We start from the raw sequence: 23552 nt of genomic DNA, 5'->3' as shown, positions 1-23552 counted from the left end.
CTTCACGAAAAACCATTCCTATTTAGACAGGGATGGTTTTTCCTATATAATAGGATGAAAAGAGTGCGATCAAAGTAGAGGTGTAGCAATTGACAAAGTGGTATCAAATTTTCCCTAAGTATCCGTGGTTAAGTTTTTATGCGTGGATTATTTTTTGTATTTTCCCTTTCTTTTTTATTTTTAAATCCTCCAGCCTATTTGAAATTATCTTTGGTTTAGTATTATTGCTATTATTTTTTATCGTTTATCGTTTTTCTTATACTTCCAATGGATTACTTCTTTATATATTCGTTTTTGTAGAAATCTCCATTAGTGTTACCATGACTTTTTTATATGGATATATTTATTTTTCCATTTTTTTATCTTTTTTTATTGGAAACATTCAGCACCGAGTAAGCTTTTTTGTTATTTATAGTATACATTTGCTAGCAATGATTGCTGCAGTTATCATTGGTTTTTTTACACAAACGGACCTTTTCCTTTCCCATTTACCTTACCTAATCATTTGTTTAATCGGGGTAATTTTATTGCCGTTCAACACTTACAATCGGAACAAACGCGAAGTATTAGAAGGACAGTTAGAGGATGCACAAAAGCGAATTTCTCAATATATTATTATAGAGGAAAGAGAACGTATTGCACGTGATTTACATGATACTCTTGGACAGAAACTTTCACTTATTGGGTTAAAAAGTGATTTAGCTAGTAGACTGATTGACATAAATACGGAAGCTGCCAAAAATGAAATTAATGATATAAATCAAACTGCTCGTTCTGTCTTAAAAGAAGTACGAGAACTCGTTACTAATATGCGAGGTACGAAACTAGAAGATGAACTATTTCGTGTGAAACAAATTCTCCTTGCTGCACAAATTACTTGTAAAGTAAACGGAACGCCGAAGCTAGTTAAAACTCCTCTTCTGGTAGAAAACGTACTTAGTATGTGCTTAAAAGAAGCTGTGACAAACGTTGTAAAACATAGTAAAGCTACTTCTTGTTCTATCTCAATTAAACAATCTGCGAAGGAAACTTTGCTTAAAGTACATGATAATGGTGTTGGCTTAGATGTAATTAAAGAATGGTCTAGTGGCCATGGTCTTCGAGGAATAAAAGAACGATTAGAATTCGTCAATGGTAGCTTGGACATTCATTCGAAAAATGGAACGACTCTTAATATACGCGTGCCTAATGTAATACAACAAACGAGACAGGAGGAGTAAAAATGATTCGAATTGTGATTGCAGAAGATCAAAGAATGGTGCTTGGTGCCCTTGGTTCTCTATTAGATTTAGAAGAGGATATGGAGGTCGTTGGGAAAGCGAATAACGGAGAAGAAGCTCTTCAGTTAATCCATCAATTGCAACCTGATATTTGTATTATGGACATTGAAATGCCTGTTAAAAGCGGGCTGGATGCTGCAGATGAATTAAAAAATGAAACATGCAAAGTTATTATTTTAACTACTTTTGCTCGGTCTGGCTATTTTGAACGAGCTCGAAAAGCTGGTGTCAGTGGGTACTTACTAAAGGACAGCCCAAGTGAAGAACTAGCTAATTCGATTCGCATTATTATGGATGGTCGACGCATTTACGCTCCAGAACTAGTTGATATTGCGTACGAAGGTGATAATCCTTTAACCGATCGAGAGAGCCAAGTGCTTGGATTGATTGCAGATGGAAAAAACACAAAGGAAATTGCGAGCGAACTCTACATCACTACTGGAACTGTTCGCAACTATATTTCTGTCATACTAGATAAATTAGACGTAGGCAACCGAATCGAGGCTATAGCTCGGTTTAGAGAAAAAGGCTGGTTTAAATAAGTGTTCCGACTGCTTAGAGCACAGGCTTAAAGCAGTCTTTTTTAGGAAGACCTAGCGCAGGATAAATCAAAGATTCTCTTTAATCTAGTGTTGCGGAGAGCTTTTTTTATTTAGCGCGTAGGGTTACAACTACTAACTCGGGTGTATTGAATACCCTAACAGGAATCACACTATTTCCAAGTCCTCTACTTACAATCATTTTCGTATCCTTCTCTTCATACAAGCCTGCCGTATACTTTGGAAATAGCCCTTGCCCCGGGGCTACTAACCCTCCCAAACCTGGGATTCGAAACTGACCACCATGTGCATGCCCTGAAAAAACAACATCTAATTGATTGTCCACATAATCTTGAAAAGCTTCTGGTCGATGGGAAAGTACTAAAGTAAAATCTTCTGTTTTTTTAAACTTACTTAGTGCATCTGCGATAGATACCCCACTTAATGGATCCTCAATTCCAATTATCCGTATGCGCTCACCACTTTTTTCTATTATCTGCTCTTTATTAGATAATACCTGCACTCCTAAATCCAATAGCTTTGATTTGATATGATCCACATCATTCGTAGAAATTTCATGATTACCCGTCACATAATAAACGGGCGCGATTTCTACAATTTGCTCCACTACATCCAAACTGTTTCCTAAATCATATCGGTTGCTGTCAATGAGATCTCCCGTTATAAAGATAAGATCTGGACTGGCGTGTTTCACCTTTTTTACAAGCCTTGCTTGATTTTCACCAAAAGTTGCATCGTGTAAATCGGAAATTTGCACAATCTTTAACCCATTAAAATTTGCGGGGATTTTCTTAGAATCCACTATAATTTCCGTTGTTTGAATGGTCTTATTACCGACATATAATATTGCTGCTAACACTACTAGTACTACTAACCATTTTTTCATTCGTTTTCTCCTAATTTGGACTCATAATTCCGACTCGGTAACCAATATGTTTGTTCTCAAAAAGTTCTTTAAACGCATATAAAGCAGTATCTCCTGTTGTACTTTTTACTGCCCCCAGTGGCAACTGATTCCGTTCGATAATATATGCTTTCGTTGCATCACCAGTAGGTAAGTAAGTTGGACAAACAATCGTCCAGTCTAATGCGGATCTTTTTAACATCTCATAGACATTAAGATGCTCTTTTGCTGCAATGATAGATTTGCGCTTTGATTCAGATGATTCATATCTAAGGAGATTTGGATTCACTCGACTGGTTAAAATACCAGCCGTCCCAATTGTGACGACTCGTTTGATTTTTTGTTTCTCCATAATAGAAATAATATGTTCTACCGACTCTGTTAATACTGTCGTTTTATCAGTTCCAAGAGCACTTATGACTGCATCTGCGCCTGCTAGTGTTTTCTCCACATCTGAGAACACTCTTGCATCTCCTTGCAATAAGGTTAAATTAGGATGAGTTTGCAGCTTTGTTGGAGTTCTCACGAGAGCTGTTATTTCATCATTATTTTCAAGTAATAATGAAAGCATCTCTTTTCCTATACGACCCGTCGCTCCAAATAATGCAATTTTCATATGGAACAGCTCCTTTTACATTATTATATCAAGACATTTATCTTTCACGAAAAAAAAGTACTCCTGTATATGACTACAGAAATACTTTAAAATGTCGATAATTGTTATTTCCCAGGAAATAACTTTTTAGTAATTCATAAAGTTAATGAATAACGCAAACATAGCTCCATAAAAAAGAATGACTAAGACAATACTAATTGCCATCCATATAAGTGATGCACGTGCATAATTACGGCGTGGATCTGCATTTCCAAATCCCCAAACAAAAAGCATTACAATGTTTACGATTGGTATAATCATAATAAGCATCGTGATGAGCCAATCACCTACTGACATTTCACTTGCTGTTTTATGAACAAAGTTATTTTGAGTTTCTTGCGTTTGCGCCATTTCATTAGCTTCCATAATAAGTCCCCCTTTTCCCCACATTATGTGTCTTCTTTATATTACTAGAAAACTCATGAGAATAGTCCTTACTACGAAAGGTTTATACTATTATTTAATCTTCATCATGCTCATAGGTGTAACAATGCCTATAAGCTTTGTATTAGGATTGCCATCTTCGGTTATCAGAAGAGCTTCCAGACGTCTGCCCCTTGTAATAGCGGCTTTGAAAATTTCCAAAGCTTCATATACAGATGCATTTTTCTCTATAAATTGATGATTTTCTCTACCATTTTCATGTGTCAAAATTTCACCTAAAGTAGTCTTTTTTCTAGAAAAAGTTGCAGAATCTACAGTACTCGCCAACCACATTGTAATTCCAACTGGTGTTATAAGCCCTTTAAATTCATTACCATTATACACAGGAAACTGATTATACTTTTTGTCCTTAATCACTTTCAATGCATAACTCAAAAAGTCCGTTCTTTGAAAAGTTGTCACCTTCGTCTGAAACATATTCCCAACAGTAATAGGTTTCGTTAGGGCAACTTCCATCTCTTCCATTTTCAATACAACATCTTCATGTGGCTCTGCGATAGCATACTCCGTCGAGGTGCGATGATGAATAATTGCATTTCTAAGGTCCCCGTATTCGCGCAGATCTGCCTCGTATCTTCTAATGATCGCATTTTTCTTTTTCGCCAAGTCAATTACGCGAAAAAAGGCAAGATGATCCTGAGTCCCTATAATTTCCTTCATCAATTGGTCTATACGATTATATGCTGTAATAAATCGATCTGAATTGCGGACAGTCATCTCTTCTCACCTCGATTAAATACTTATTAGATCTTCGCCTTCGAAACATTCTTTTTGGCGAAATAAACTGCACCTGCTATAAATATAGCTATTGCTAATAGCGTAATGAGTAAACTCCAAACAAAAGGTGTCTTATCAACATTACCCATTAATAGATCGCCAGCATACATCGGGAGTTTCCATGGAGAAAATGTCCAATACGTTCCAATTAATCCATAGATAAGTTGAACGACTATAACAAGGGTCAAAGAAACGGCAGATGCGATACCCGTCGGAAAAGCTGAACTGGTGAATAGCACAATACTAATAACAAATAATAACCAAACAATATACGTTGCAAGAAATTCGATAAACGCTATTGCATCAACTGTTCCAAAAAGGACATACGTATAATATAAATTCGCTAACAAACCAAGTATCACGCTACCTATAATAAGTATGCACATAATAACTAACTTGCTATACACATAACTGGAATACGTTATCGGCCTTACGTATAGCAGCGTTGCTGTTCCATTTTTTCGTTCCCTTGCAATTATCCCTGCAAAACCAAGTGTTACGACAAGCATTCCGATAAATTGATATTGGCTAATCGTTGACATAACAACTTGCTCTGGGGTTAATTCAGGGAACTGAAAAACCGTTCCTTCCGGCATATTACCTACTGTACTTAAAATTTGAGGCAAATAATAATTCGTCAAAGGCTCCGAAATTCCAAATAGGATAAACACTAATGGTATCCAAAGGACTTTAAAATTCCGTACATTTTCTCGCCATTCTTTTTGGAATAAAACCGAAAAATTACTCATCCATTATTCACCACCTGTAAAAAGATTTCTTCTAGAGTTGCCGTTGCCCGCTCCACCTTCGATAAACTTAAATTGCTATCCGCAAGTACATGCAATACTTCATTCATCTCTGGTTTTGCATCTTCAATATGAATAATAGCAACTGCTCCTTCCTGTCTTGTTGACCACGGGGAAGTCTCTACAAATTGAGCCGCATCTATACTATCCGAAAAGAAAATTTTATACAACGGATTGGCATACTTTTCACGAACTTCCCGCATAGAACCTTGTTCGACTAATTTTCCTTTTCGTAAAAATAATAATTGGTCGGTCATTTCTTCTGCATCATTTAAAATATGGGTTGAATACAAAATAGTCGTCGTTGCCTGCAATTCTTTTAGCAAATTCATAATTTCGCGTCTTCCAATTGGATCTAAAGCAGACACTGGTTCATCCAATAAAAGTAGTGAAGGTTTATGAACGATTGCTTGGGCTAAACCTAATCGTTGTTTCATTCCCCCGGAAAATGTACCTGTCTTTTTCTTTTTCGCATCTCCAAGACCAACAAATTCAAGTGTCTTTTCCGCTTCTAGTTTCGCAGCTTTAGTATCTACTCCACTTAACTTGGCAGCCATTTCTGTAAACTCAAGTGCAGTTAACCACGAATAAAATTGGGGATATTGTGGCAAAAAACCTATTTCTCGTCGGATATCCCCTGCTATTTCTCCATCCATTACAATGGACCCTTTTGTCTGTTTTAAGAGCCCCGCAAGCATAGACAAAGTAGTTGTTTTCCCTGCTCCATTTGGTCCTATTAATGCGGTTGACGTGTTTTTATTTAACGAGAAAGTTATGTTATCTACAGCTTTTTCATTTCCATACTCTTTTGTTAGTCCTTGCATATGAAGTAATGTTTTCATTCATTTTTTCTCCCAAAGATGAAGTATATAATTGATCCAATTATATTCGTCAAAATAATAATAATCGCCCACATCCACTTGGGTCCATTGGTAATCTTTATGCGGATCAAGTCAACAATAGCAACAATCATTATAATAAGTTCAATAATTACAAGCGGTAATATGAGCATCCACGGTATCGATTCAAAATTCATGGTAATTCCCCCTTTGTTTTATTACTTCTATTCTACTATATATAGAACAGAAAAGATTCAAAAAAATAAAATAATTTATATAAGGGGATTTAAGCAGCTTTTATAGGCAAAATAAATATTATTTACACGGTATGTTATAATAGAACGTTGGAAGGTGAATAAAAATGGATATATTAATAAGAAATGCATGTAAAGAAGATGCATTCGAAGCGGTTCCACTTATTATGGAAGCAATTGGGGACATCTCGATGCAAATGACAGGTGAAACGGAAGAAGCAGAAATCACGAAAGAGTTCGTGCAATTATTTACTCGGACAGACAATCGACATTCCTATTTACATTCGTATATTGCGGAAATGGAAGGGAAAGTTGCAGGAGTCCTCGTGTTTTATTCTGCAGAGCAAGTGGTTACACTAGATGCAAATTTAGAGGAATATCTTTCGAATAAAAAAGGAGCTCCAATCAAAATAGATCCTGAAACATTACCTGGAGAATGGTATATAGATACAGTAGTAGTAGATCCTACATATCGCGGACATGGTATTGGTACAAAGCTTTTAACGTATGCAGAAAAGCTAGTTCAAAACTTTGGTGGTGGAAAACTTTCTTTAAATGTTGAAACGGAAAAAGAAGCTGCAATTCGCTTGTATAATCGGCTAAGATTTGTTACTGTATGTCCTTGGACAATTATTGGTCAGACCTTTCATCATATGGTGAAGACGGTTGAGACCAATTAAAGGAGAATTTTTATGAAATTATGGATTTATCCCCTTATGGTTGTTTTTGCAGCCAGCTGTTATGGGACTTTATCGACGATGGTGAAACTTTCAATTAGGGATGGCTATACAGCCTCTGAAGCAATTGCGAGTCAATATATTATGGGTTTTCTTTTAGCATTAGTTATCTATTTGGTAACACAACGAAAGATTCCCCGTTTACACGGAGGATTTAAAATAATTTTATTAGCTGGTATTTTTACGGCAACGACAGGAATTGTTTACGGACAAGCACTTATTTACTTACCTGCTTCCCTAGCAGTCGTTATGCTATTTCAATTTACATGGGTTGGTACGCTAATCGATTGTATATTAAGAAAACGGCTACCAACGAGACCAGAAGTTATTTCGCTTATTATTTTATTTATCGGAACCATTTTAGCTGCTGGTGTACTTGATGTCGATTTGAGCGGTATAGACTGGAGAGGCTGGGTATATGGGTTTGCTGCTGCGGTTTCATTCTCTTTTAATATGAATGTCAATACGAAGCAAGTGGAAGGAATGAATACAACGACTCGTCTATTATTTGTTTCTTTTATCGCTGCAGTAATGATTGCTATCTTCCAAACACCTGAAATTGTATGGAACGGAAAACTGTTTATGGAACCACTTTTCTTTTACGGGCTAGCTCTTGGTTTACTAGGCATTATCGTTCCCATTTACTTTTTCGTAATTGCTGTACCAAAAGTGGGAGGCGCTATGTCCTCCATTTTAAGTGCTATGGAATTACCAGTAGCTGTTGTCGTTTCGGTTATCGTGTTAAGTGAGGCACTATCCGGGTTACAAATTGTTGGTATAGTAGTTATTTTAATCGGCATGTGCATACCAACGCTTGCTAGTATTTCGAAAAGTAAAAAACGACAAGCAACCTTAGGTAAATAAATGAAAAAAGACAAGGATGGTCAAAATTAGACTCTTCTTGTCTTTTTGCTTAAAGATTTTCACCTCTTTTGAAATCGTTTATACATAAATTGAAAAATCCGTAATTCCTACGTATGGCATTTGGTTCTTAATTTTTCCCTCTAAGTCATGCAAGGTATACTTTTGCCATTCTTCTAAATTGCTCATCTCCCACTTACGCATAAATAATTGATACAAAAAAATCTCTCTCAGTTTGAGGAAAATAGGAATTTGCTTAATGATATTCTCATGAAGTAAATTTTCTATTTGATAACCAACAAAGAAGTGATTCATAAAAGTGTAAGTGAAACTACCTGTATCAGCATTGTAAGAATGGTGTTGCCAGTATGCATGATAGAAAGATACCGCGATATTTTGGGCATACCAATTATAAGAACATTCATCGAAGTCTATCGTAGTTAGGGTGCCTTCGTTTGCAAGGATTAGGTTGCATTGATGAAAATCATTATGAACCAAGCCAAATGTATCTGGCGTAATTTTGTATGTACATAGGCTCTGCATCAACCTATCGTAATTTTCTCTTATACACGGAGACAAATATCCCCTTATTTCGAATACGTCGACATTTTCTACTGTCCATTCAGGTCGATGTATTTCATTAACCTTATATTGTTTGGATAGTGCATGCATCCTACCCAATATTCTTCCCCATTGTTCAAATCTTTTTACATTCCAATGAAGTACGTTGGTAACATCGATCCCATCACCCTGAATAAATTCAAAATACGCTCTTACTCGACCCTCTTCATACCCTAATATCATTTCCGGCTTCGGCACAGCAAGCCCTTTTTCATGCAAAAAATTCATCCACTCAATTTCTTGCAAAACCATTTCTTTTGTCTTCCTACTATCAGAAATCCTAACTACTTTTCCTTTTTCCTCGATATGAAATACATCATTTTGAAATCCCCCGTCTAGTCGGATACGATTTTCTTCCATCCTGTTTCCCCCTCTCTTAACTTTTAAAACGAAATTATCTATAAATTTACTTTATCACAAAGTTTTTTTAAAAAAAGTAAAACTGAGGACATTAAATACATGTCCTCAGTTTTATTAATTATATTCTTTTTCCACTCGTATTAATCGTAAACTCCCTTGTTGTTTCTTATTTAATTCGAATTATTTTTTGCTTGTCTTTTTTAATAACGCTCGTAATAATAGTGGTTGTACGAAAAATGTAGCCAAAAGTATACTAATCGCAACAGCAAAACCAAATAATTTAGGTTCCATAACATGTTATGATATTTAATACGGCAAATGTAGCTGCAAGTATTAAGCCTGCAGACGAAAAAACGCTACATGTTAGTTCCACTGTTTTGGCAACAGCTTCATGTTCGCTATGTTCTTTTCACTCTTCTTTTAGTCTACTCATGAACTTAATCGAGAAGCCTGCCCCTAAAGTAACTAAAACACAAAAATATAAAATGGAATCCGATAACTATAGGATGTGCATCCTAAGAACACATCAAAAATTCATGTAGAGTACAGAAGCACGGATCAATCTATTTAAGTTAAAAGTGACGGAAGATGTACGGATATTTACACCTTATTTAATCGGACAATTACTTTTGTTCCATGAGGCTCTATATGATCAAATGATAGTAGCCCAGCATGTGATTCGATAACCTCTTTTACTATAGCAAGACCGAGCCCACTCCCCTCAATTTGTGTGGAACGTGCAGTATCTTCTCGATAAAAACGTTCTGTCCATTGCTCATAATCTGTATTTTTGTTTCCAATTCCTGTGTCTTGTATCATAACAAGCACATACTCCTCGGTTTCTGTCAGTGAAACTTGTATTTCACCAGGGGAATAATTGTATTTGATCGCATTGGAAAGGAGATTTTCCCACACGTACTCTAACATTTCTCTATCTCCTAGTACTTCTACTTTTTTTAGTTGCAACTGGATCGAAATATCTTTTTCATCCACTAACCATCTAAACTTCTGCATAACCTGTTTTAACTGTTCATTTAAGTAGAAAATTTCTTTTTTGGTGCGATTATTTGCTTGATCAAAGGAAGTAAGTACTAACAATTGTTTCATAACACTGGATAACCGCTTCGCCTCTTTTTGAATGATCGTTGTGTATTTCAAATGTTCCTCTTCATTTAACTCCCGGCTTTCAAGTAAAGAAGCATATCCCTGTATATTTAACAGAGGTGTTTGAAAATCATGCGACACTCTAGAGATAAATTCTTTTTTGTAGCGATCACTAGCTTCCAATTGCTTTGTCATGTTTCGGAAGCTGTCTGCTAATTGGCCAATTTCATCCCGCTGATAAACTGGTATCGGTACTTGGAAATCTTCATTGGCAATTTTATTTGTCGCAATCGTTAACTTGGTTAATGGGTCAATCATTTTCTTCGCCACGATTAACATTGCGATCACACTAATAACAATCATTGCTGCGGCAAGACCTCCTAATAGTAAATGGATTTCATTAAATAGAAATTTAATATTAGGTCTTTGAAAAAGCGCATACTTTTTATGATCAAATGTGAATGGTACCCCAATCGTATTCGTTAACTCATTTGAAAAATACCCCGTAATAAACGTTTCTTTTGGAAACTCACGCATCCCATGATACGTTTCTCCATTCAAAACTCTTTTTACTACAGAATCACTAATAGTTTTAACTCGAAAATCGCCACCATAAGCGCTTTCCTTGCCATCTTCACTAACTATATATATTTGATACCCTGTATCCCCAATCATCCGTAGAAGAGGCTCTAAATGGTTTAAATGGGATGATTCAATGAGCTGGACAATTGATTCCGCAACCAATACATTTTTCGCATCATTTTTTTCTTTTAAATTTTGATGATAAAACGTATTTACAATCATAAATCCGATTGTCCCACTGGCGAACATAATGAGCAGCGTCATCCATAAAAATTTGCTATATAAAGTTTTCATAAACGGTTTCCTTCTAGTTTATATCCAATTCCGCGAACGGTTGTAATTTGTACATTAGCTTTTATTTTTAATAATCGTTCCCTTATTCGTTTAATATGCACACTTAGTGTTTGCTCATCTCCTTCGAAATCAATTCCCCAGACTGCTTCTATTAATTGTTCCCGAGTAAATACTTGATTTGGCTTGGATGCTAATTTCGAAAGTAACTCAAATTCTTTTAAAGGCAAAACTAATAGTTCCTCCCCAATTTGCACCTCAAAGCTCTTCCGATTGATTAACATATTTCCCACTTGAATGTTGGCATCACTTGTTTTGTCATATCTTCTTAGTATTGCTCGAATACGAAATAACAGCTCTTTTGGCTCAAATGGTTTTACTAAATAATCGTCAGATCCCGCTAAATAGCCTTTTTCTTTGTCTTCTAATCGACCTTTCGCAGTTAATAATAATACCGGAAAGTCATACTGCTCGCGGATGAGTTTGGTTAATGTTAAGCCATCCATTTCCGGCATCATAACATCGACTATTGCTAAATCAGGAATTTGTTTTTCAATTAAGGATAAACCTTCTTTTCCATTCGTTGCTTTTATAACATGATATCCTGTCTGCGATAAGTAAATAGATATTAAATCTAATGTATGTACATCATCATCTACTGCTAGTATTACAACCATATTCACCCTCCTTTTTTTGCATCGATAATTAATATTGTGGATGTTTGTAAACAATTCAGCAAGTAAAATCAATATAGGATCATTTAGTTTAAGATAAGGCTAGTTGTAAAATGAATAAAAATTGATCCAAGCATTATTCATTTAAATAAAAATTTAGTTAAGTTGGCTAAACTCCATACTAATTTTGTACAACCTAGGTATCAAATCTCTTATCAGTTAGTTATTTATATGTAAGGCTGGCAATTTTTCAAAAATGCAATCCAGGTTTAGAAAATAATTTTGAATTATTATCCATAATCAGTTAGAAAATGTTTCTTCGAGACCTATTATGCTCTACCCGATACTAATTCAGTTAAACTCAAGACCATTTTAACTCGAAGCAAGACCAATTCCTTAGCAGTCGAGACCAAATCTCATAGTATAGGGTTGTCTCTCTTTGAGATAGGTTATTCAATCTACAGAGAAAAGCTCAAAGTTAGATACTAAATAATATTGAATGAAGCTAAAAATTAGATTCCTTTAAATTACACGCATCAAAAAAAGTCGTTACCGATTACTCGGTAACGACTTTTTATAGTGCCCAGCGACGTCCTACTCTTGCAGGGGGAAACCCCCAACTACCATCGGCGCTGAAGAGCTTAACTTCCGTGTTCGGTATGGGAACGGGTGTGACCTCTTCGCCATCATCACTAGACTTGAATAATGAAAGACAAGTTTTATTATAACAACTCTATAGCATTTTACAAGTGTTATTTTAATAAAAATTTTATTCTTTCAAAACTGGATAAAAGACATTGAAATGTGCAAATTCTATTTGGTTAAGTCCTCGATCGATTAGTATTCGTCAGCTGCACATGTCGCCACGCTTCCACCCCGAACCTATCTACCTCATCGTCTTTGAGGGATCTTACTTACTTGCGTAATGGGAAATCTCATCTTGAGGGGGGCTTCGTGCTTAGATGCTTTCAGCACTTATCCCGTCCACACATAGCTACCCAGCGATGCTCTTGGCAGAACAACTGGTACACCAGCGGTGTGTCCATCCCGGTCCTCTCGTACTAAGGACAGCTCCTCTCAAATTTCCTACGCCCACGACGGATAGGGACCGAACTGTCTCACGACGTTCTGAACCCAGCTCGCGTACCGCTTTAATGGGCGAACAGCCCAACCCTTGGGACCGACTACAGCCCCAGGATGCGATGAGCCGACATCGAGGTGCCAAACCTCCCCGTCGATGTGGACTCTTGGGGGAGATAAGCCTGTTATCCCCGGGGTAGCTTTTATCCGTTGAGCGATGGCCCTTCCATGCGGAACCACCGGATCACTAAGCCCGTCTTTCGACCCTGCTCGACTTGTAGGTCTCGCAGTCAAGCTCCCTTCTGCCTTTACACTCTTCGAATGATTTCCAACCATTCTGAGGGAACCTTTGGGCGCCTCCGTTACACTTTAGGAGGCGACCGCCCCAGTCAAACTACCCGCCTGACACTGTCTCCTACCCGGGTTACGGGTATGGGTTAGAATTTCAATACAACCAGGGCAGTATCCCACCGACGCCTCCTCCGAAGCTGGCGCTCCGGGCTCTAAGGCTCCTGCCTATCCTGTACAAGTTGCACCAAAATTCAATATCAAGCTATAGTAAAGCTCCACGGGGTCTTTCCGTCCTGTCGCGGGTAACCTGCATCTTCACAGGTACTATAATTTCACCGAGTCTCTCGTTGAGACAGTGCCCAGATCGTTACGCCTTTCGTGCGGGTCGGAACTTACCCGACAAGGAATTTCGCTACCTTAGGACCGTTATAGTTACGGCCGCCGTTTACTGGGGCTTCAATTCGCACCTTCGCTTGCGCTAAGCACTCCTCTTAACCTTCCAGCACCGGGCAGGCGTCAGCCCCTATACTTCACCTTACGGTTTTGCAGAGACCTGTGTTTTTGCTAAACAGTCGCCTGGGCCTATTCACTGCGGCTCTTCTAGGCTATACACCCAAAAGAGCACCCCTTCTCCCGAAGTTACGGGGTCATTTTGCCGAGTTCCTTAACGAGAGTTCTCTCGCTCACCTTAGGATTCTCTCCTCGACTACCTGTGTCGGTTTGCGGTACGGGCACCTATCACCTCGCTAGAGGCTTTTCTTGGCAGTGTGAAATCAGGAACTTCGGACTAAGTCCTCGCCATCACAGCTCAATGTTACAGAGTGCGGATTTGCCTACACTCACACCTCACTGCTTGGACATGCATAACCAACAGCATGCTTACCCTATCCTTCTGCGTCCCCCCATTGCTCAAACGGTGGTTTGGTGGTACAGGAATATCAACCTGTTGTCCATCGTCTACGCCTATCGGCCTCGACTTAGGTCCCGACTAACCCTGAGCGGACGAGCCTTCCTCAGGAAACCTTAGTCATACGGTGGATGGGATTCTCACCCATCTTTCGCTACTCATACCGGCATTCTCACTTCTAAGCGCTCCACCAGTCCTTCCGGTCTGACTTCAACGCCCTTAGAACGCTCTCCTACCACTGATACCATAGGTATCAATCCACAGCTTCGGTGATTTGTTTAGCCCCGATACATTTTCGGCGCAGCGTCACTCGACCAGTGAGCTATTACGCACTCTTTAAATGATGGCTGCTTCTAAGCCAACATCCTGGTTGTCTAAGCAACGCCACATCCTTTTCCACTTAACAAATACTTTGGGACCTTAGCTGGTGGTCTGGGCTGTTTCCCTCTTGACTACGGATCTTATCACTCGCAGTCTGACTCCCAAACATAAATCATTGGCATTCGGAGTTTGTCTGAATTCGGTAACCCGGGATGGGCCCCTAGTCCAAACAGTGCTCTACCTCCAAGATTCTAACGTTTGAGGCTAGCCCTAAAGCTATTTCGGAGAGAACCAGCTATCTCCAGGTTCGATTGGAATTTCTCCGCTACCCACACCTCATCCCCGCACTTTTCAACGTGCGTGGGTTCGGACCTCCAGTAAGTGTTACCTTACCTTCATCCTGGACATGGGTAGATCACCTGGTTTCGGGTCTACGACCACATACTCATTCGCCCTATTCAGACTCGCTTTCGCTGCGGCTCCGTCTTCTCAACTTAACCTTGCATGTAATCGTAACTCGCCGGTTCATTCTACAAAAGGCACGCCATCACCCATTAACGGGCTCTGACTACTTGTAGGCACGCGGTTTCAGGATCTATTTCACTCCCCTTCCGGGGTGCTTTTCACCTTTCCCTCACGGTACTGGTTCACTATCGGTCACTAGGTAGTATTTAGCCTTGGGAGATGGTCCTCCCAGATTCCGACGGAATTTCACGTGTTCCGCCGTACTCAGGATACACTCAAGAGAGAATGAACTTTTGACTACGGGGCTTTTACCCTATCCTGCGGACCTTTCCAGATCGCTTCGTCTAGCTCATTCCTTTGTAACTCTATGTAGAGTGTCCTACAACCCCAAGAGGCAAGCCTCTTGGTTTGGGCTATTCCCGTTTCGCTCGCCGCTACTCAGGGAATCGATTTTTCTTTCTCTTCCTCCAGGTACTTAGATGTTTCAGTTCCCTGGGTGTGCCACAGATACGCTATGTATTCACGTAAATGTACTGCTCCATTACGAACAGTGGGTTTCCCCATTCGGAAATCTCCGGATCAAAGCTCACTTACAGCTCCCCGAAGCATATCGGTGTTAGTGCCGTCCTTCTTCGGCTCCTAGTGCCAAGGCATTCACCGCGCGCCCTTATTAACTTAACCTAATTTGGTCCTCCATGAAAACACGGACTTCCTATAGTAGTTAAAAATACTACGCAAAATATAATCACAAAAGTGATTACAAATTGAATTTCTTGAATTTGTTTCTTTCAATGTCTTTTTATCCAGTTTTCAAAGAACAAGTTTAAATAAATATTTGGTGGAGCCTAGCGGGATCGAACCGCTGACCTCCTGCGTGCAAGGCAGGCGCTCTCCCAGCTGAGCTAAGGCCCCGAAAATCAAAAAAGGTATGGTGGGCCTAAATGGACTCGAACCATCGACCTCACGCTTATCAGGCGTGCGCTCTAACCAGCTGAGCTATAGGCCCTCTTTGAATTTTCATATATTAATATACATGAACATTCAAAACTGAACTGCAAAACGTTAAGATACAGATAAAAATCTGTATTCCGATATTATCCTTAGAAAGGAGGTGATCCAGCCGCACCTTCCGATACGGCTACCTTGTTACGACTTCACCCCAATCATCTGTCCCACCTTCGGCGGCTGGCTCCCGTAAGGGTTACCCCACCGACTTCGGGTGTTACAAACTCTCGTGGTGTGACGGGCGGTGTGTACAAGGCCCGGGAACGTATTCACCGTGGCATGCTGATCCACGATTACTAGCGATTCCGGCTTCATGTAGGCGAGTTGCAGCCTACAATCCGAACTGAGAACGGTTTTATGGGATTAGCTCACCCTCGCGGGGTTGCGACCCTCTGTACCGTCCATTGTAGCACGTGTGTAGCCCAGGTCATAAGGGGCATGATGATTTGACGTCATCCCCACCTTCCTCCGGTTTATCACCGGCAGTCACCTTAGAGTGCCCAACTAAATGCTGGCAACTAAGATCAAGGGTTGCGCTCGTTGCGGGACTTAACCCAACATCTCACGACACGAGCTGACGACAACCATGCACCACCTGTCACCGCTGTCCCCGAAGGGAAAGATCTATCTCTAGAACGGTCAGCGGGATGTCAAGACCTGGTAAGGTTCTTCGCGTTGCTTCGAATTAAACCACATGCTCCACCGCTTGTGCGGGCCCCCGTCAATTCCTTTGAGTTTCAGTCTTGCGACCGTACTCCCCAGGCGGAGTGCTTAATGCGTTAGCTGCAGCACTAAGGGGCGGAAACCCCCTAACACTTAGCACTCATCGTTTACGGCGTGGACTACCAGGGTATCTAATCCTGTTTGCTCCCCACGCTTTCGCGCCTCAGCGTCAGTTACAGACCAGAAAGCCGCCTTCGCCACTGGTGTTCCTCCAAATCTCTACGCATTTCACCGCTACACTTGGAATTCCGCTTTCCTCTTCTGTACTCAAGTCCCCCAGTTTCCAATGACCTTCCACGGTTGAGCCGTGGGATTTCACATCAGACTTAAAGGACCGCCTGCGCGCGCTTTACGCCCAATAATTCCGGACAACGCTTGCCACCTACGTATTACCGCGGCTGCTGGCACGTAGTTAGCCGTGGCTTTCTAATGAGGTACCGTCAAGGTACGAGCAGTTACTCTCGTACTTGTTCTTCCCTCACAACAGAGTTTTACGATCCGAAAACCTTCTTCACTCACGCGGCATTGCTCCATCAGACTTTCGTCCATTGTGGAAGATTCCCTACTGCTGCCTCCCGTAGGAGTCTGGGCCGTGTCTCAGTCCCAGTGTGGCCGATCACCCTCTCAGGTCGGCTACGCATCGTCGCCTTGGTGAGCCGTTACCTCACCAACTAGCTAATGCGCCGCGGGCCCATCCTGTAGTGACAGCCGAAACCGTCTTTTAACATCTCCCCATGTGAGGAAATGGATTATTCGGTATTAGCCCCGGTTTCCCGGAGTTATCCCAATCTACAGGGCAGGTTGCCCACGTGTTACTCACCCGTCCGCCGCTAAATCAGAAGAAGCAAGCTTCTTCGTCATTCGCTCGACTTGCATGTATTAGGCATGCCGCCAGCGTTCGTCCTGAGCCAGGATCAAACTCTCCATAATAGAGAACTTAAAAAGCTCATTTTGTTTTGCTGGCATCATCATTAAATGATGTCCAAATTGTTTTGCTTTCGAACTAACCGAAGTTAGTCTTTCAAGCTGTATTTCTTAACGTTTTGCATGTTCAGTTTTCAATGTTCATGGTGGAGCCTAGCGGGATCGAACCGCTGACCTCCTGCGTGCAAGGCAGGCGCTCTCCCAGCTGAGCTAAGGCCCCGAATATAATTAATAACTGGTCGGGAAGACAGGATTCGAACCTGCGACCCCTTGGTCCCAAACCAAGTGCTCTACCAAGCTGAGCTACTTCCCGTATATATGGCGCGCCCGGCAGGAGTCGAACCCACAACCTTCTGATCCGTAGTCAGACGCTCTATCCAATTGAGCTACGGGCGCATATATTTTTCAAAAAATGGTGCCGAGGACCGGAATCGAACCGGTACGGTAGTCACCTACCGCAGGATTTTAAGTCCTGTGCGTCTGCCAGTTCCGCCACCCCGGCACTTAAATGAATCTATGGAGCGGAAGACGAGGTTCGAACTCGCGACCCCCACCTTGGCAAGGTGGTGTTCTACCACTGAACTACTTCCGCTCGGTTATTAAATTTAATGGTGCGGGTGAAGGGAGTCGAACCCCCACGCCTTGCGGCGCTAGATCCTAAGTCTAGTGCGTCTGCCAGTTCCGCCACACCCGCATACATAATTCACTGAAAAAGTGATGAGCCATGTAGGATTCGAACCTACGACCCTCTGATTAAAAGTCAGATGCTCTACCAACTGAGCTAATGGCTCGGAAAGTGGTGCCGGAGAAAGGACTTGAACCCTCAACCTACTGATTACAAGTCAGTTGCTCTACCAGTTGAGCTACTCCGGCAATTCCAGAAAAATGGTGGAGGATGACGGGCTCGAACCGCCGACCCTCTGCTTGTAAGGCAGATGCTCTCCCAGCTGAGCTAATCCTCCTGGGTTATAAAAAATCTTGATAAGTTGTACTTTTCTTGATTTTATACATTTTATATTTATTACAAGCCCAGCGACGTCCTACTCTTGCAGGGGGAAACCCCCAACTACCATCGGCGCTGAAGAGCTTAACTTCCGTGTTCGGTATGGGAACGGGTGTGACCTCTTCGCCATCATCACTAGACTTGAATAATGAAAGACAAGTTTTATTATAACAACTCTATAGCATTTTACAAGTGTTATTTTAATAAAAATTTTATTCTTTCAAAACTGGATAAAAGACATTGAAATGTGCAAATTCTATTTGGTTAAGTCCTCGATCGATTAGTATTCGTCAGCTGCACATGTCGCCACGCTTCCACCCCGAACCTATCTACCTCATCGTCTTTGAGGGATCTTACTTACTTGCGTAATGGGAAATCTCATCTTGAGGGGGGCTTCGTGCTTAGATGCTTTCAGCACTTATCCCGTCCACACATAGCTACCCAGCGATGCTCTTGGCAGAACAACTGGTACACCAGCGGTGTGTCCATCCCGGTCCTCTCGTACTAAGGACAGCTCCTCTCAAATTTCCTACGCCCACGACGGATAGGGACCGAACTGTCTCACGACGTTCTGAACCCAGCTCGCGTACCGCTTTAATGGGCGAACAGCCCAACCCTTGGGACCGACTACAGCCCCAGGATGCGATGAGCCGACATCGAGGTGCCAAACCTCCCCGTCGATGTGGACTCTTGGGGGAGATAAGCCTGTTATCCCCGGGGTAGCTTTTATCCGTTGAGCGATGGCCCTTCCATGCGGAACCACCGGATCACTAAGCCCGTCTTTCGACCCTGCTCGACTTGTAGGTCTCGCAGTCAAGCTCCCTTCTGCCTTTACACTCTTCGAATGATTTCCAACCATTCTGAGGGAACCTTTGGGCGCCTCCGTTACACTTTAGGAGGCGACCGCCCCAGTCAAACTACCCGCCTGACACTGTCTCCTACCCGGGTTACGGGTATGGGTTAGAATTTCAATACAACCAGGGCAGTATCCCACCGACGCCTCCTCCGAAGCTGGCGCTCCGGGCTCTAAGGCTCCTGCCTATCCTGTACAAGTTGCACCAAAATTCAATATCAAGCTATAGTAAAGCTCCACGGGGTCTTTCCGTCCTGTCGCGGGTAACCTGCATCTTCACAGGTACTATAATTTCACCGAGTCTCTCGTTGAGACAGTGCCCAGATCGTTACGCCTTTCGTGCGGGTCGGAACTTACCCGACAAGGAATTTCGCTACCTTAGGACCGTTATAGTTACGGCCGCCGTTTACTGGGGCTTCAATTCGCACCTTCGCTTGCGCTAAGCACTCCTCTTAACCTTCCAGCACCGGGCAGGCGTCAGCCCCTATACTTCACCTTACGGTTTTGCAGAGACCTGTGTTTTTGCTAAACAGTCGCCTGGGCCTATTCACTGCGGCTCTTCTAGGCTATACACCCAAAAGAGCACCCCTTCTCCCGAAGTTACGGGGTCATTTTGCCGAGTTCCTTAACGAGAGTTCTCTCGCTCACCTTAGGATTCTCTCCTCGACTACCTGTGTCGGTTTGCGGTACGGGCACCTATCACCTCGCTAGAGGCTTTTCTTGGCAGTGTGAAATCAGGAACTTCGGACTAAGTCCTCGCCATCACAGCTCAATGTTACAGAGTGCGGATTTGCCTACACTCACACCTCACTGCTTGGACATGCATAACCAACAGCATGCTTACCCTATCCTTCTGCGTCCCCCCATTGCTCAAACGGTGGTTTGGTGGTACAGGAATATCAACCTGTTGTCCATCGTCTACGCCTATCGGCCTCGACTTAGGTCCCGACTAACCCTGAGCGGACGAGCCTTCCTCAGGAAACCTTAGTCATACGGTGGATGGGATTCTCACCCATCTTTCGCTACTCATACCGGCATTCTCACTTCTAAGCGCTCCACCAGTCCTTCCGGTCTGACTTCAACGCCCTTAGAACGCTCTCCTACCACTGATACCATAGGTATCAATCCACAGCTTCGGTGATTTGTTTAGCCCCGATACATTTTCGGCGCAGCGTCACTCGACCAGTGAGCTATTACGCACTCTTTAAATGATGGCTGCTTCTAAGCCAACATCCTGGTTGTCTAAGCAACGCCACATCCTTTTCCACTTAACAAATACTTTGGGACCTTAGCTGGTGGTCTGGGCTGTTTCCCTCTTGACTACGGATCTTATCACTCGCAGTCTGACTCCCAAACATAAATCATTGGCATTCGGAGTTTGTCTGAATTCGGTAACCCGGGATGGGCCCCTAGTCCAAACAGTGCTCTACCTCCAAGATTCTAACGTTTGAGGCTAGCCCTAAAGCTATTTCGGAGAGAACCAGCTATCTCCAGGTTCGATTGGAATTTCTCCGCTACCCACACCTCATCCCCGCACTTTTCAACGTGCGTGGGTTCGGACCTCCAGTAAGTGTTACCTTACCTTCATCCTGGACATGGGTAGATCACCTGGTTTCGGGTCTACGACCACATACTCATTCGCCCTATTCAGACTCGCTTTCGCTGCGGCTCCGTCTTCTCAACTTAACCTTGCATGTAATCGTAACTCGCCGGTTCATTCTACAAAAGGCACGCCATCACCCATTAACGGGCTCTGACTACTTGTAGGCACGCGGTTTCAGGATCTATTTCACTCCCCTTCCGGGGTGCTTTTCACCTTTCCCTCACGGTACTGGTTCACTATCGGTCACTAGGTAGTATTTAGCCTTGGGAGATGGTCCTCCCAGATTCCGACGGAATTTCACGTGTTCCGCCGTACTCAGGATACACTCAAGAGAGAATGAACTTTTGACTACGGGGCTTTTACCCTATCCTGCGGACCTTTCCAGATCGCTTCGTCTAGCTCATTCCTTTGTAACTCTATGTAGAGTGTCCTACAACCCCAAGAGGCAAGCCTCTTGGTTTGGGCTATTCCCGTTTCGCTCGCCGCTACTCAGGGAATCGATTTTTCTTTCTCTTCCTCCAGGTACTTAGATGTTTCAGTTCCCTGGGTGTGCCACAGATACGCTATGTATTCACGTAAATGTACTGCTCCATTACGAACAGTGGGTTTCCCCATTCGGAAATCTCCGGATCAAAGCTCACTTACAGCTCCCCGAAGCATATCGGTGTTAGTGCCGTCCTTCTTCGGCTCCTAGTGCCAAGGCATTCACCGCGCGCCCTTATTAACTTAACCTAATTTGGTCCTCCGTGAAAACACGGACTTCCTATAGTAGTTAAAAATACTACGCAAAATATAATCACAAAAGTGATTACAAATTGAATTTCTTGAATTTGTTTCTTTCAATGTCTTTTTATCCAGTTTTCAAAGAACAAGTTTTCAAATGCTCATAAAAATGAACATTCAAAACTGAACTGCAAAACGTTAAGATACAGATAAAAATCTGTATTCCGATATTATCCTTAGAAAGGAGGTGATCCAGCCGCACCTTCCGATACGGCTACCTTGTTACGACTTCACCCCAATCATCTGTCCCACCTTCGGCGGCTGGCTCCCGTAAGGGTTACCCCACCGACTTCGGGTGTTACAAACTCTCGTGGTGTGACGGGCGGTGTGTACAAGGCCCGGGAACGTATTCACCGTGGCATGCTGATCCACGATTACTAGCGATTCCGGCTTCATGTAGGCGAGTTGCAGCCTACAATCCGAACTGAGAACGGTTTTATGGGATTAGCTCACCCTCGCGGGGTTGCGACCCTCTGTACCGTCCATTGTAGCACGTGTGTAGCCCAGGTCATAAGGGGCATGATGATTTGACGTCATCCCCACCTTCCTCCGGTTTATCACCGGCAGTCACCTTAGAGTGCCCAACTAAATGCTGGCAACTAAGATCAAGGGTTGCGCTCGTTGCGGGACTTAACCCAACATCTCACGACACGAGCTGACGACAACCATGCACCACCTGTCACCGCTGTCCCCGAAGGGAAAGATCTATCTCTAGAACGGTCAGCGGGATGTCAAGACCTGGTAAGGTTCTTCGCGTTGCTTCGAATTAAACCACATGCTCCACCGCTTGTGCGGGCCCCCGTCAATTCCTTTGAGTTTCAGTCTTGCGACCGTACTCCCCAGGCGGAGTGCTTAATGCGTTAGCTGCAGCACTAAGGGGCGGAAACCCCCTAACACTTAGCACTCATCGTTTACGGCGTGGACTACCAGGGTATCTAATCCTGTTTGCTCCCCACGCTTTCGCGCCTCAGCGTCAGTTACAGACCAGAAAGCCGCCTTCGCCACTGGTGTTCCTCCAAATCTCTACGCATTTCACCGCTACACTTGGAATTCCGCTTTCCTCTTCTGTACTCAAGTCCCCCAGTTTCCAATGACCTTCCACGGTTGAGCCGTGGGATTTCACATCAGACTTAAAGGACCGCCTGCGCGCGCTTTACGCCCAATAATTCCGGACAACGCTTGCCACCTACGTATTACCGCGGCTGCTGGCACGTAGTTAGCCGTGGCTTTCTAATGAGGTACCGTCAAGGTACGAGCAGTTACTCTCGTACTTGTTCTTCCCTCACAACAGAGTTTTACGATCCGAAAACCTTCTTCACTCACGCGGCATTGCTCCATCAGACTTTCGTCCATTGTGGAAGATTCCCTACTGCTGCCTCCCGTAGGAGTCTGGGCCGTGTCTCAGTCCCAGTGTGGCCGATCACCCTCTCAGGTCGGCTACGCATCGTCGCCTTGGTGAGCCGTTACCTCACCAACTAGCTAATGCGCCGCGGGCCCATCCTGTAGTGACAGCCGAAACCGTCTTTTAACATCTCCCCATGTGAGGAAATGGATTATTCGGTATTAGCCCCGGTTTCCCGGAGTTATCCCAATCTACAGGGCAGGTTGCCCACGTGTTACTCACCCGTCCGCCGCTAAATCAGAAGAAGCAAGCTTCTTCGTCATTCGCTCGACTTGCATGTATTAGGCATGCCGCCAGCGTTCGTCCTGAGCCAGGATCAAACTCTCCATAATAGAGAACTTAAAAAGCTCATTTTGTTTTGCTGGCATCATCATTAAATGATGTCCAAATTGTTTTGCTTTCGAACTAACCGAAGTTAGTCTTTCAAGCTGTATTTCTTAACG

14 protein-coding genes, 11 tRNA genes and 6 rRNA genes are annotated in these 23552 nt (G+C 42.7%); 4 read left to right on the top strand and 27 right to left on the bottom strand.

The window, feature by feature from the left end; all coding sequences use genetic code 11:
* The first annotated feature begins 89 nt into the window (after window positions 1-89).
* Window positions 90-1220 carry a sensor histidine kinase gene (locus tag ACEPXD_RS00620; RefSeq protein ID WP_391118915.1) on the top strand — a complete coding sequence of 377 codons (1131 nt, stop codon included), beginning with the start codon at window positions 90-92 and terminating at the stop codon, window positions 1218-1220.
* Between the two features lie 2 nt (window positions 1221-1222).
* Complete coding sequence (locus ACEPXD_RS00615; RefSeq protein WP_391118913.1) at window positions 1223-1822, top strand: response regulator; 600 nt, start codon at window positions 1223-1225, stop codon at window positions 1820-1822.
* A 106-nt stretch (window positions 1823-1928) separates the two neighbouring features.
* Here ACEPXD_RS00615 and ACEPXD_RS00610 read toward each other — a convergent pair whose 3' ends face one another.
* From ACEPXD_RS00610 to ACEPXD_RS00580, 7 genes are all read right to left on the bottom strand, one after another.
* Window positions 1929-2726 (bottom strand): metallophosphoesterase, encoded by a 798-nt coding sequence (locus ACEPXD_RS00610; RefSeq protein ID WP_391118911.1) that lies wholly within the window; start codon window positions 2724-2726, stop codon window positions 1929-1931.
* 10 nt (window positions 2727-2736) lie between these two features.
* Window positions 2737-3360: an NAD(P)-dependent oxidoreductase gene (locus tag ACEPXD_RS00605; protein WP_391118909.1), complete on the bottom strand. Its 624-nt coding sequence runs from the start codon at window positions 3358-3360 to the stop codon at window positions 2737-2739.
* Window positions 3361-3486: 126 nt separating this feature from the next.
* On the bottom strand, window positions 3487-3765 hold the full coding sequence (locus ACEPXD_RS00600; RefSeq protein WP_391118907.1) for a hypothetical protein: 279 nt from the start codon (window positions 3763-3765) through the stop codon (window positions 3487-3489).
* A gap of 90 nt (window positions 3766-3855) precedes the next feature.
* On the bottom strand, window positions 3856-4560 hold the full coding sequence (locus ACEPXD_RS00595; protein WP_391118905.1) for a CBS domain-containing protein: 705 nt from the start codon (window positions 4558-4560) through the stop codon (window positions 3856-3858).
* Between the two features lie 26 nt (window positions 4561-4586).
* Complete coding sequence (locus ACEPXD_RS00590) at window positions 4587-5369, bottom strand: ABC transporter permease (protein WP_391118903.1); 783 nt, start codon at window positions 5367-5369, stop codon at window positions 4587-4589.
* Complete coding sequence (locus tag ACEPXD_RS00585) at window positions 5366-6268, bottom strand: ATP-binding cassette domain-containing protein (RefSeq protein WP_391118901.1); 903 nt, start codon at window positions 6266-6268, stop codon at window positions 5366-5368. The genes ACEPXD_RS00590 and ACEPXD_RS00585 overlap by 4 nt, the downstream gene beginning before the upstream one ends.
* The gene (locus tag ACEPXD_RS00580) at window positions 6265-6462 is read right to left on the bottom strand and encodes a PLDc N-terminal domain-containing protein (protein ID WP_391118900.1); all 198 of its coding nucleotides are present in this window, start codon (window positions 6460-6462) and stop codon (window positions 6265-6267) included. The genes ACEPXD_RS00585 and ACEPXD_RS00580 overlap by 4 nt, the downstream gene beginning before the upstream one ends.
* A gap of 164 nt (window positions 6463-6626) precedes the next feature.
* Here ACEPXD_RS00580 and ACEPXD_RS00575 point away from each other — a divergent pair, with 164 nt between their 5' ends.
* Both ACEPXD_RS00575 and ACEPXD_RS00570 read left to right on the top strand, forming a co-directional pair.
* The gene (locus ACEPXD_RS00575) at window positions 6627-7199 is read left to right on the top strand and encodes a GNAT family N-acetyltransferase (protein ID WP_391118898.1); all 573 of its coding nucleotides are present in this window, start codon (window positions 6627-6629) and stop codon (window positions 7197-7199) included.
* A 12-nt stretch (window positions 7200-7211) separates the two neighbouring features.
* Window positions 7212-8120 (top strand): EamA family transporter, encoded by a 909-nt coding sequence (locus ACEPXD_RS00570; RefSeq protein ID WP_391118896.1) that lies wholly within the window; start codon window positions 7212-7214, stop codon window positions 8118-8120.
* Between the two features lie 78 nt (window positions 8121-8198).
* On the opposite strand, the gene ACEPXD_RS00565 is transcribed toward ACEPXD_RS00570, so the two are convergent.
* The 20 genes from ACEPXD_RS00565 to ACEPXD_RS00470 all read right to left on the bottom strand — a co-directional run bounded on the left by ACEPXD_RS00565 (window position 8199) and on the right by ACEPXD_RS00470 (window position 23441).
* Window positions 8199-9098: a phosphotransferase enzyme family protein gene (locus ACEPXD_RS00565; protein ID WP_391118894.1), complete on the bottom strand. Its 900-nt coding sequence runs from the start codon at window positions 9096-9098 to the stop codon at window positions 8199-8201.
* Between the two features lie 600 nt (window positions 9099-9698).
* Complete coding sequence (locus ACEPXD_RS00560; protein ID WP_391118892.1) at window positions 9699-11078, bottom strand: ATP-binding protein; 1380 nt, start codon at window positions 11076-11078, stop codon at window positions 9699-9701.
* Window positions 11075-11752, bottom strand: coding sequence for a response regulator transcription factor (locus ACEPXD_RS00555; protein ID WP_391118890.1), 678 nt, complete (start codon window positions 11750-11752; stop codon window positions 11075-11077). The genes ACEPXD_RS00560 and ACEPXD_RS00555 overlap by 4 nt, the downstream gene beginning before the upstream one ends.
* Before the next feature lie 578 nt (window positions 11753-12330).
* A 5S ribosomal RNA gene (gene rrf, locus ACEPXD_RS00550) occupies window positions 12331-12446 on the bottom strand.
* A 120-nt stretch (window positions 12447-12566) separates the two neighbouring features.
* Window positions 12567-15494: ribosomal RNA gene (locus tag ACEPXD_RS00545) — 23S ribosomal RNA — on the bottom strand.
* A gap of 155 nt (window positions 15495-15649) precedes the next feature.
* Window positions 15650-15725: transfer RNA gene (locus ACEPXD_RS00540), tRNA-Ala, on the bottom strand.
* A gap of 17 nt (window positions 15726-15742) precedes the next feature.
* Window positions 15743-15819 (bottom strand) — tRNA-Ile (locus ACEPXD_RS00535).
* Between the two features lie 98 nt (window positions 15820-15917).
* Window positions 15918-17471: ribosomal RNA gene (locus ACEPXD_RS00530) — 16S ribosomal RNA — on the bottom strand.
* A 138-nt stretch (window positions 17472-17609) separates the two neighbouring features.
* Window positions 17610-17685: transfer RNA gene (locus ACEPXD_RS00525), tRNA-Ala, on the bottom strand.
* Window positions 17686-17701: 16 nt separating this feature from the next.
* Window positions 17702-17778, bottom strand: a tRNA-Pro gene (locus ACEPXD_RS00520).
* A gap of 6 nt (window positions 17779-17784) precedes the next feature.
* Window positions 17785-17861, bottom strand: a tRNA-Arg gene (locus ACEPXD_RS00515).
* Between the two features lie 17 nt (window positions 17862-17878).
* A tRNA-Leu gene (locus ACEPXD_RS00510) sits at window positions 17879-17967 on the bottom strand.
* A gap of 15 nt (window positions 17968-17982) precedes the next feature.
* A tRNA-Gly gene (locus ACEPXD_RS00505) sits at window positions 17983-18057 on the bottom strand.
* A 17-nt stretch (window positions 18058-18074) separates the two neighbouring features.
* Window positions 18075-18159 (bottom strand) — tRNA-Leu (locus tag ACEPXD_RS00500).
* 24 nt (window positions 18160-18183) lie between these two features.
* Window positions 18184-18256: transfer RNA gene (locus ACEPXD_RS00495), tRNA-Lys, on the bottom strand.
* A gap of 6 nt (window positions 18257-18262) precedes the next feature.
* Window positions 18263-18338, bottom strand: a tRNA-Thr gene (locus ACEPXD_RS00490).
* 13 nt (window positions 18339-18351) lie between these two features.
* A tRNA-Val gene (locus ACEPXD_RS00485) sits at window positions 18352-18427 on the bottom strand.
* 65 nt (window positions 18428-18492) lie between these two features.
* Window positions 18493-18608 (bottom strand): 5S ribosomal RNA (gene rrf / locus ACEPXD_RS00480).
* Window positions 18609-18728: 120 nt separating this feature from the next.
* Window positions 18729-21656, bottom strand: a 23S ribosomal RNA gene (locus tag ACEPXD_RS00475).
* A gap of 231 nt (window positions 21657-21887) precedes the next feature.
* Window positions 21888-23441: ribosomal RNA gene (locus tag ACEPXD_RS00470) — 16S ribosomal RNA — on the bottom strand.
* Together the 16S, 23S and 5S rRNA genes with 11 tRNA genes alongside form the textbook arrangement of a ribosomal RNA operon.
* Window positions 23442-23552 lie beyond the last annotated feature (111 nt).

The organism is Psychrobacillus sp. L3, from assembly GCF_042945595.1.
Classification (GTDB): Bacteria; Bacillota; Bacilli; order Bacillales_A; family Planococcaceae; genus Psychrobacillus.
Note: the sequence above shows the minus strand (reverse complement) of the source record. Positions and strands in the feature narration are given on the sequence as shown.

Coding starts and splice junctions, on each gene's coding strand:
- ACEPXD_RS00615 (WP_391118913.1), top strand. CDS start 1,223: ATGATTCGAATTGTGATTGCAGAAGATCAAAGAATGGTGCTTGGTGCC.
- ACEPXD_RS00610 (WP_391118911.1), bottom strand. CDS start 2,726: ATGAAAAAATGGTTAGTAGTACTAGTAGTGTTAGCAGCAATATTATAT.
- ACEPXD_RS00605 (WP_391118909.1), bottom strand. CDS start 3,360: ATGAAAATTGCATTATTTGGAGCGACGGGTCGTATAGGAAAAGAGATG.
- ACEPXD_RS00600 (WP_391118907.1), bottom strand. CDS start 3,765: ATGGAAGCTAATGAAATGGCGCAAACGCAAGAAACTCAAAATAACTTT.
- ACEPXD_RS00595 (WP_391118905.1), bottom strand. CDS start 4,560: ATGACTGTCCGCAATTCAGATCGATTTATTACAGCATATAATCGTATA.
- ACEPXD_RS00590 (WP_391118903.1), bottom strand. CDS start 5,369: ATGAGTAATTTTTCGGTTTTATTCCAAAAAGAATGGCGAGAAAATGTA.
- ACEPXD_RS00585 (WP_391118901.1), bottom strand. CDS start 6,268: ATGAAAACATTACTTCATATGCAAGGACTAACAAAAGAGTATGGAAAT.
- ACEPXD_RS00580 (WP_391118900.1), bottom strand. CDS start 6,462: ATGAATTTTGAATCGATACCGTGGATGCTCATATTACCGCTTGTAATT.
- ACEPXD_RS00575 (WP_391118898.1), top strand. CDS start 6,627: ATGGATATATTAATAAGAAATGCATGTAAAGAAGATGCATTCGAAGCG.
- ACEPXD_RS00570 (WP_391118896.1), top strand. CDS start 7,212: ATGAAATTATGGATTTATCCCCTTATGGTTGTTTTTGCAGCCAGCTGT.
- ACEPXD_RS00565 (WP_391118894.1), bottom strand. CDS start 9,098: ATGGAAGAAAATCGTATCCGACTAGACGGGGGATTTCAAAATGATGTA.
- ACEPXD_RS00560 (WP_391118892.1), bottom strand. CDS start 11,078: ATGAAAACTTTATATAGCAAATTTTTATGGATGACGCTGCTCATTATG.
- ACEPXD_RS00555 (WP_391118890.1), bottom strand. CDS start 11,752: ATGGTTGTAATACTAGCAGTAGATGATGATGTACATACATTAGATTTA.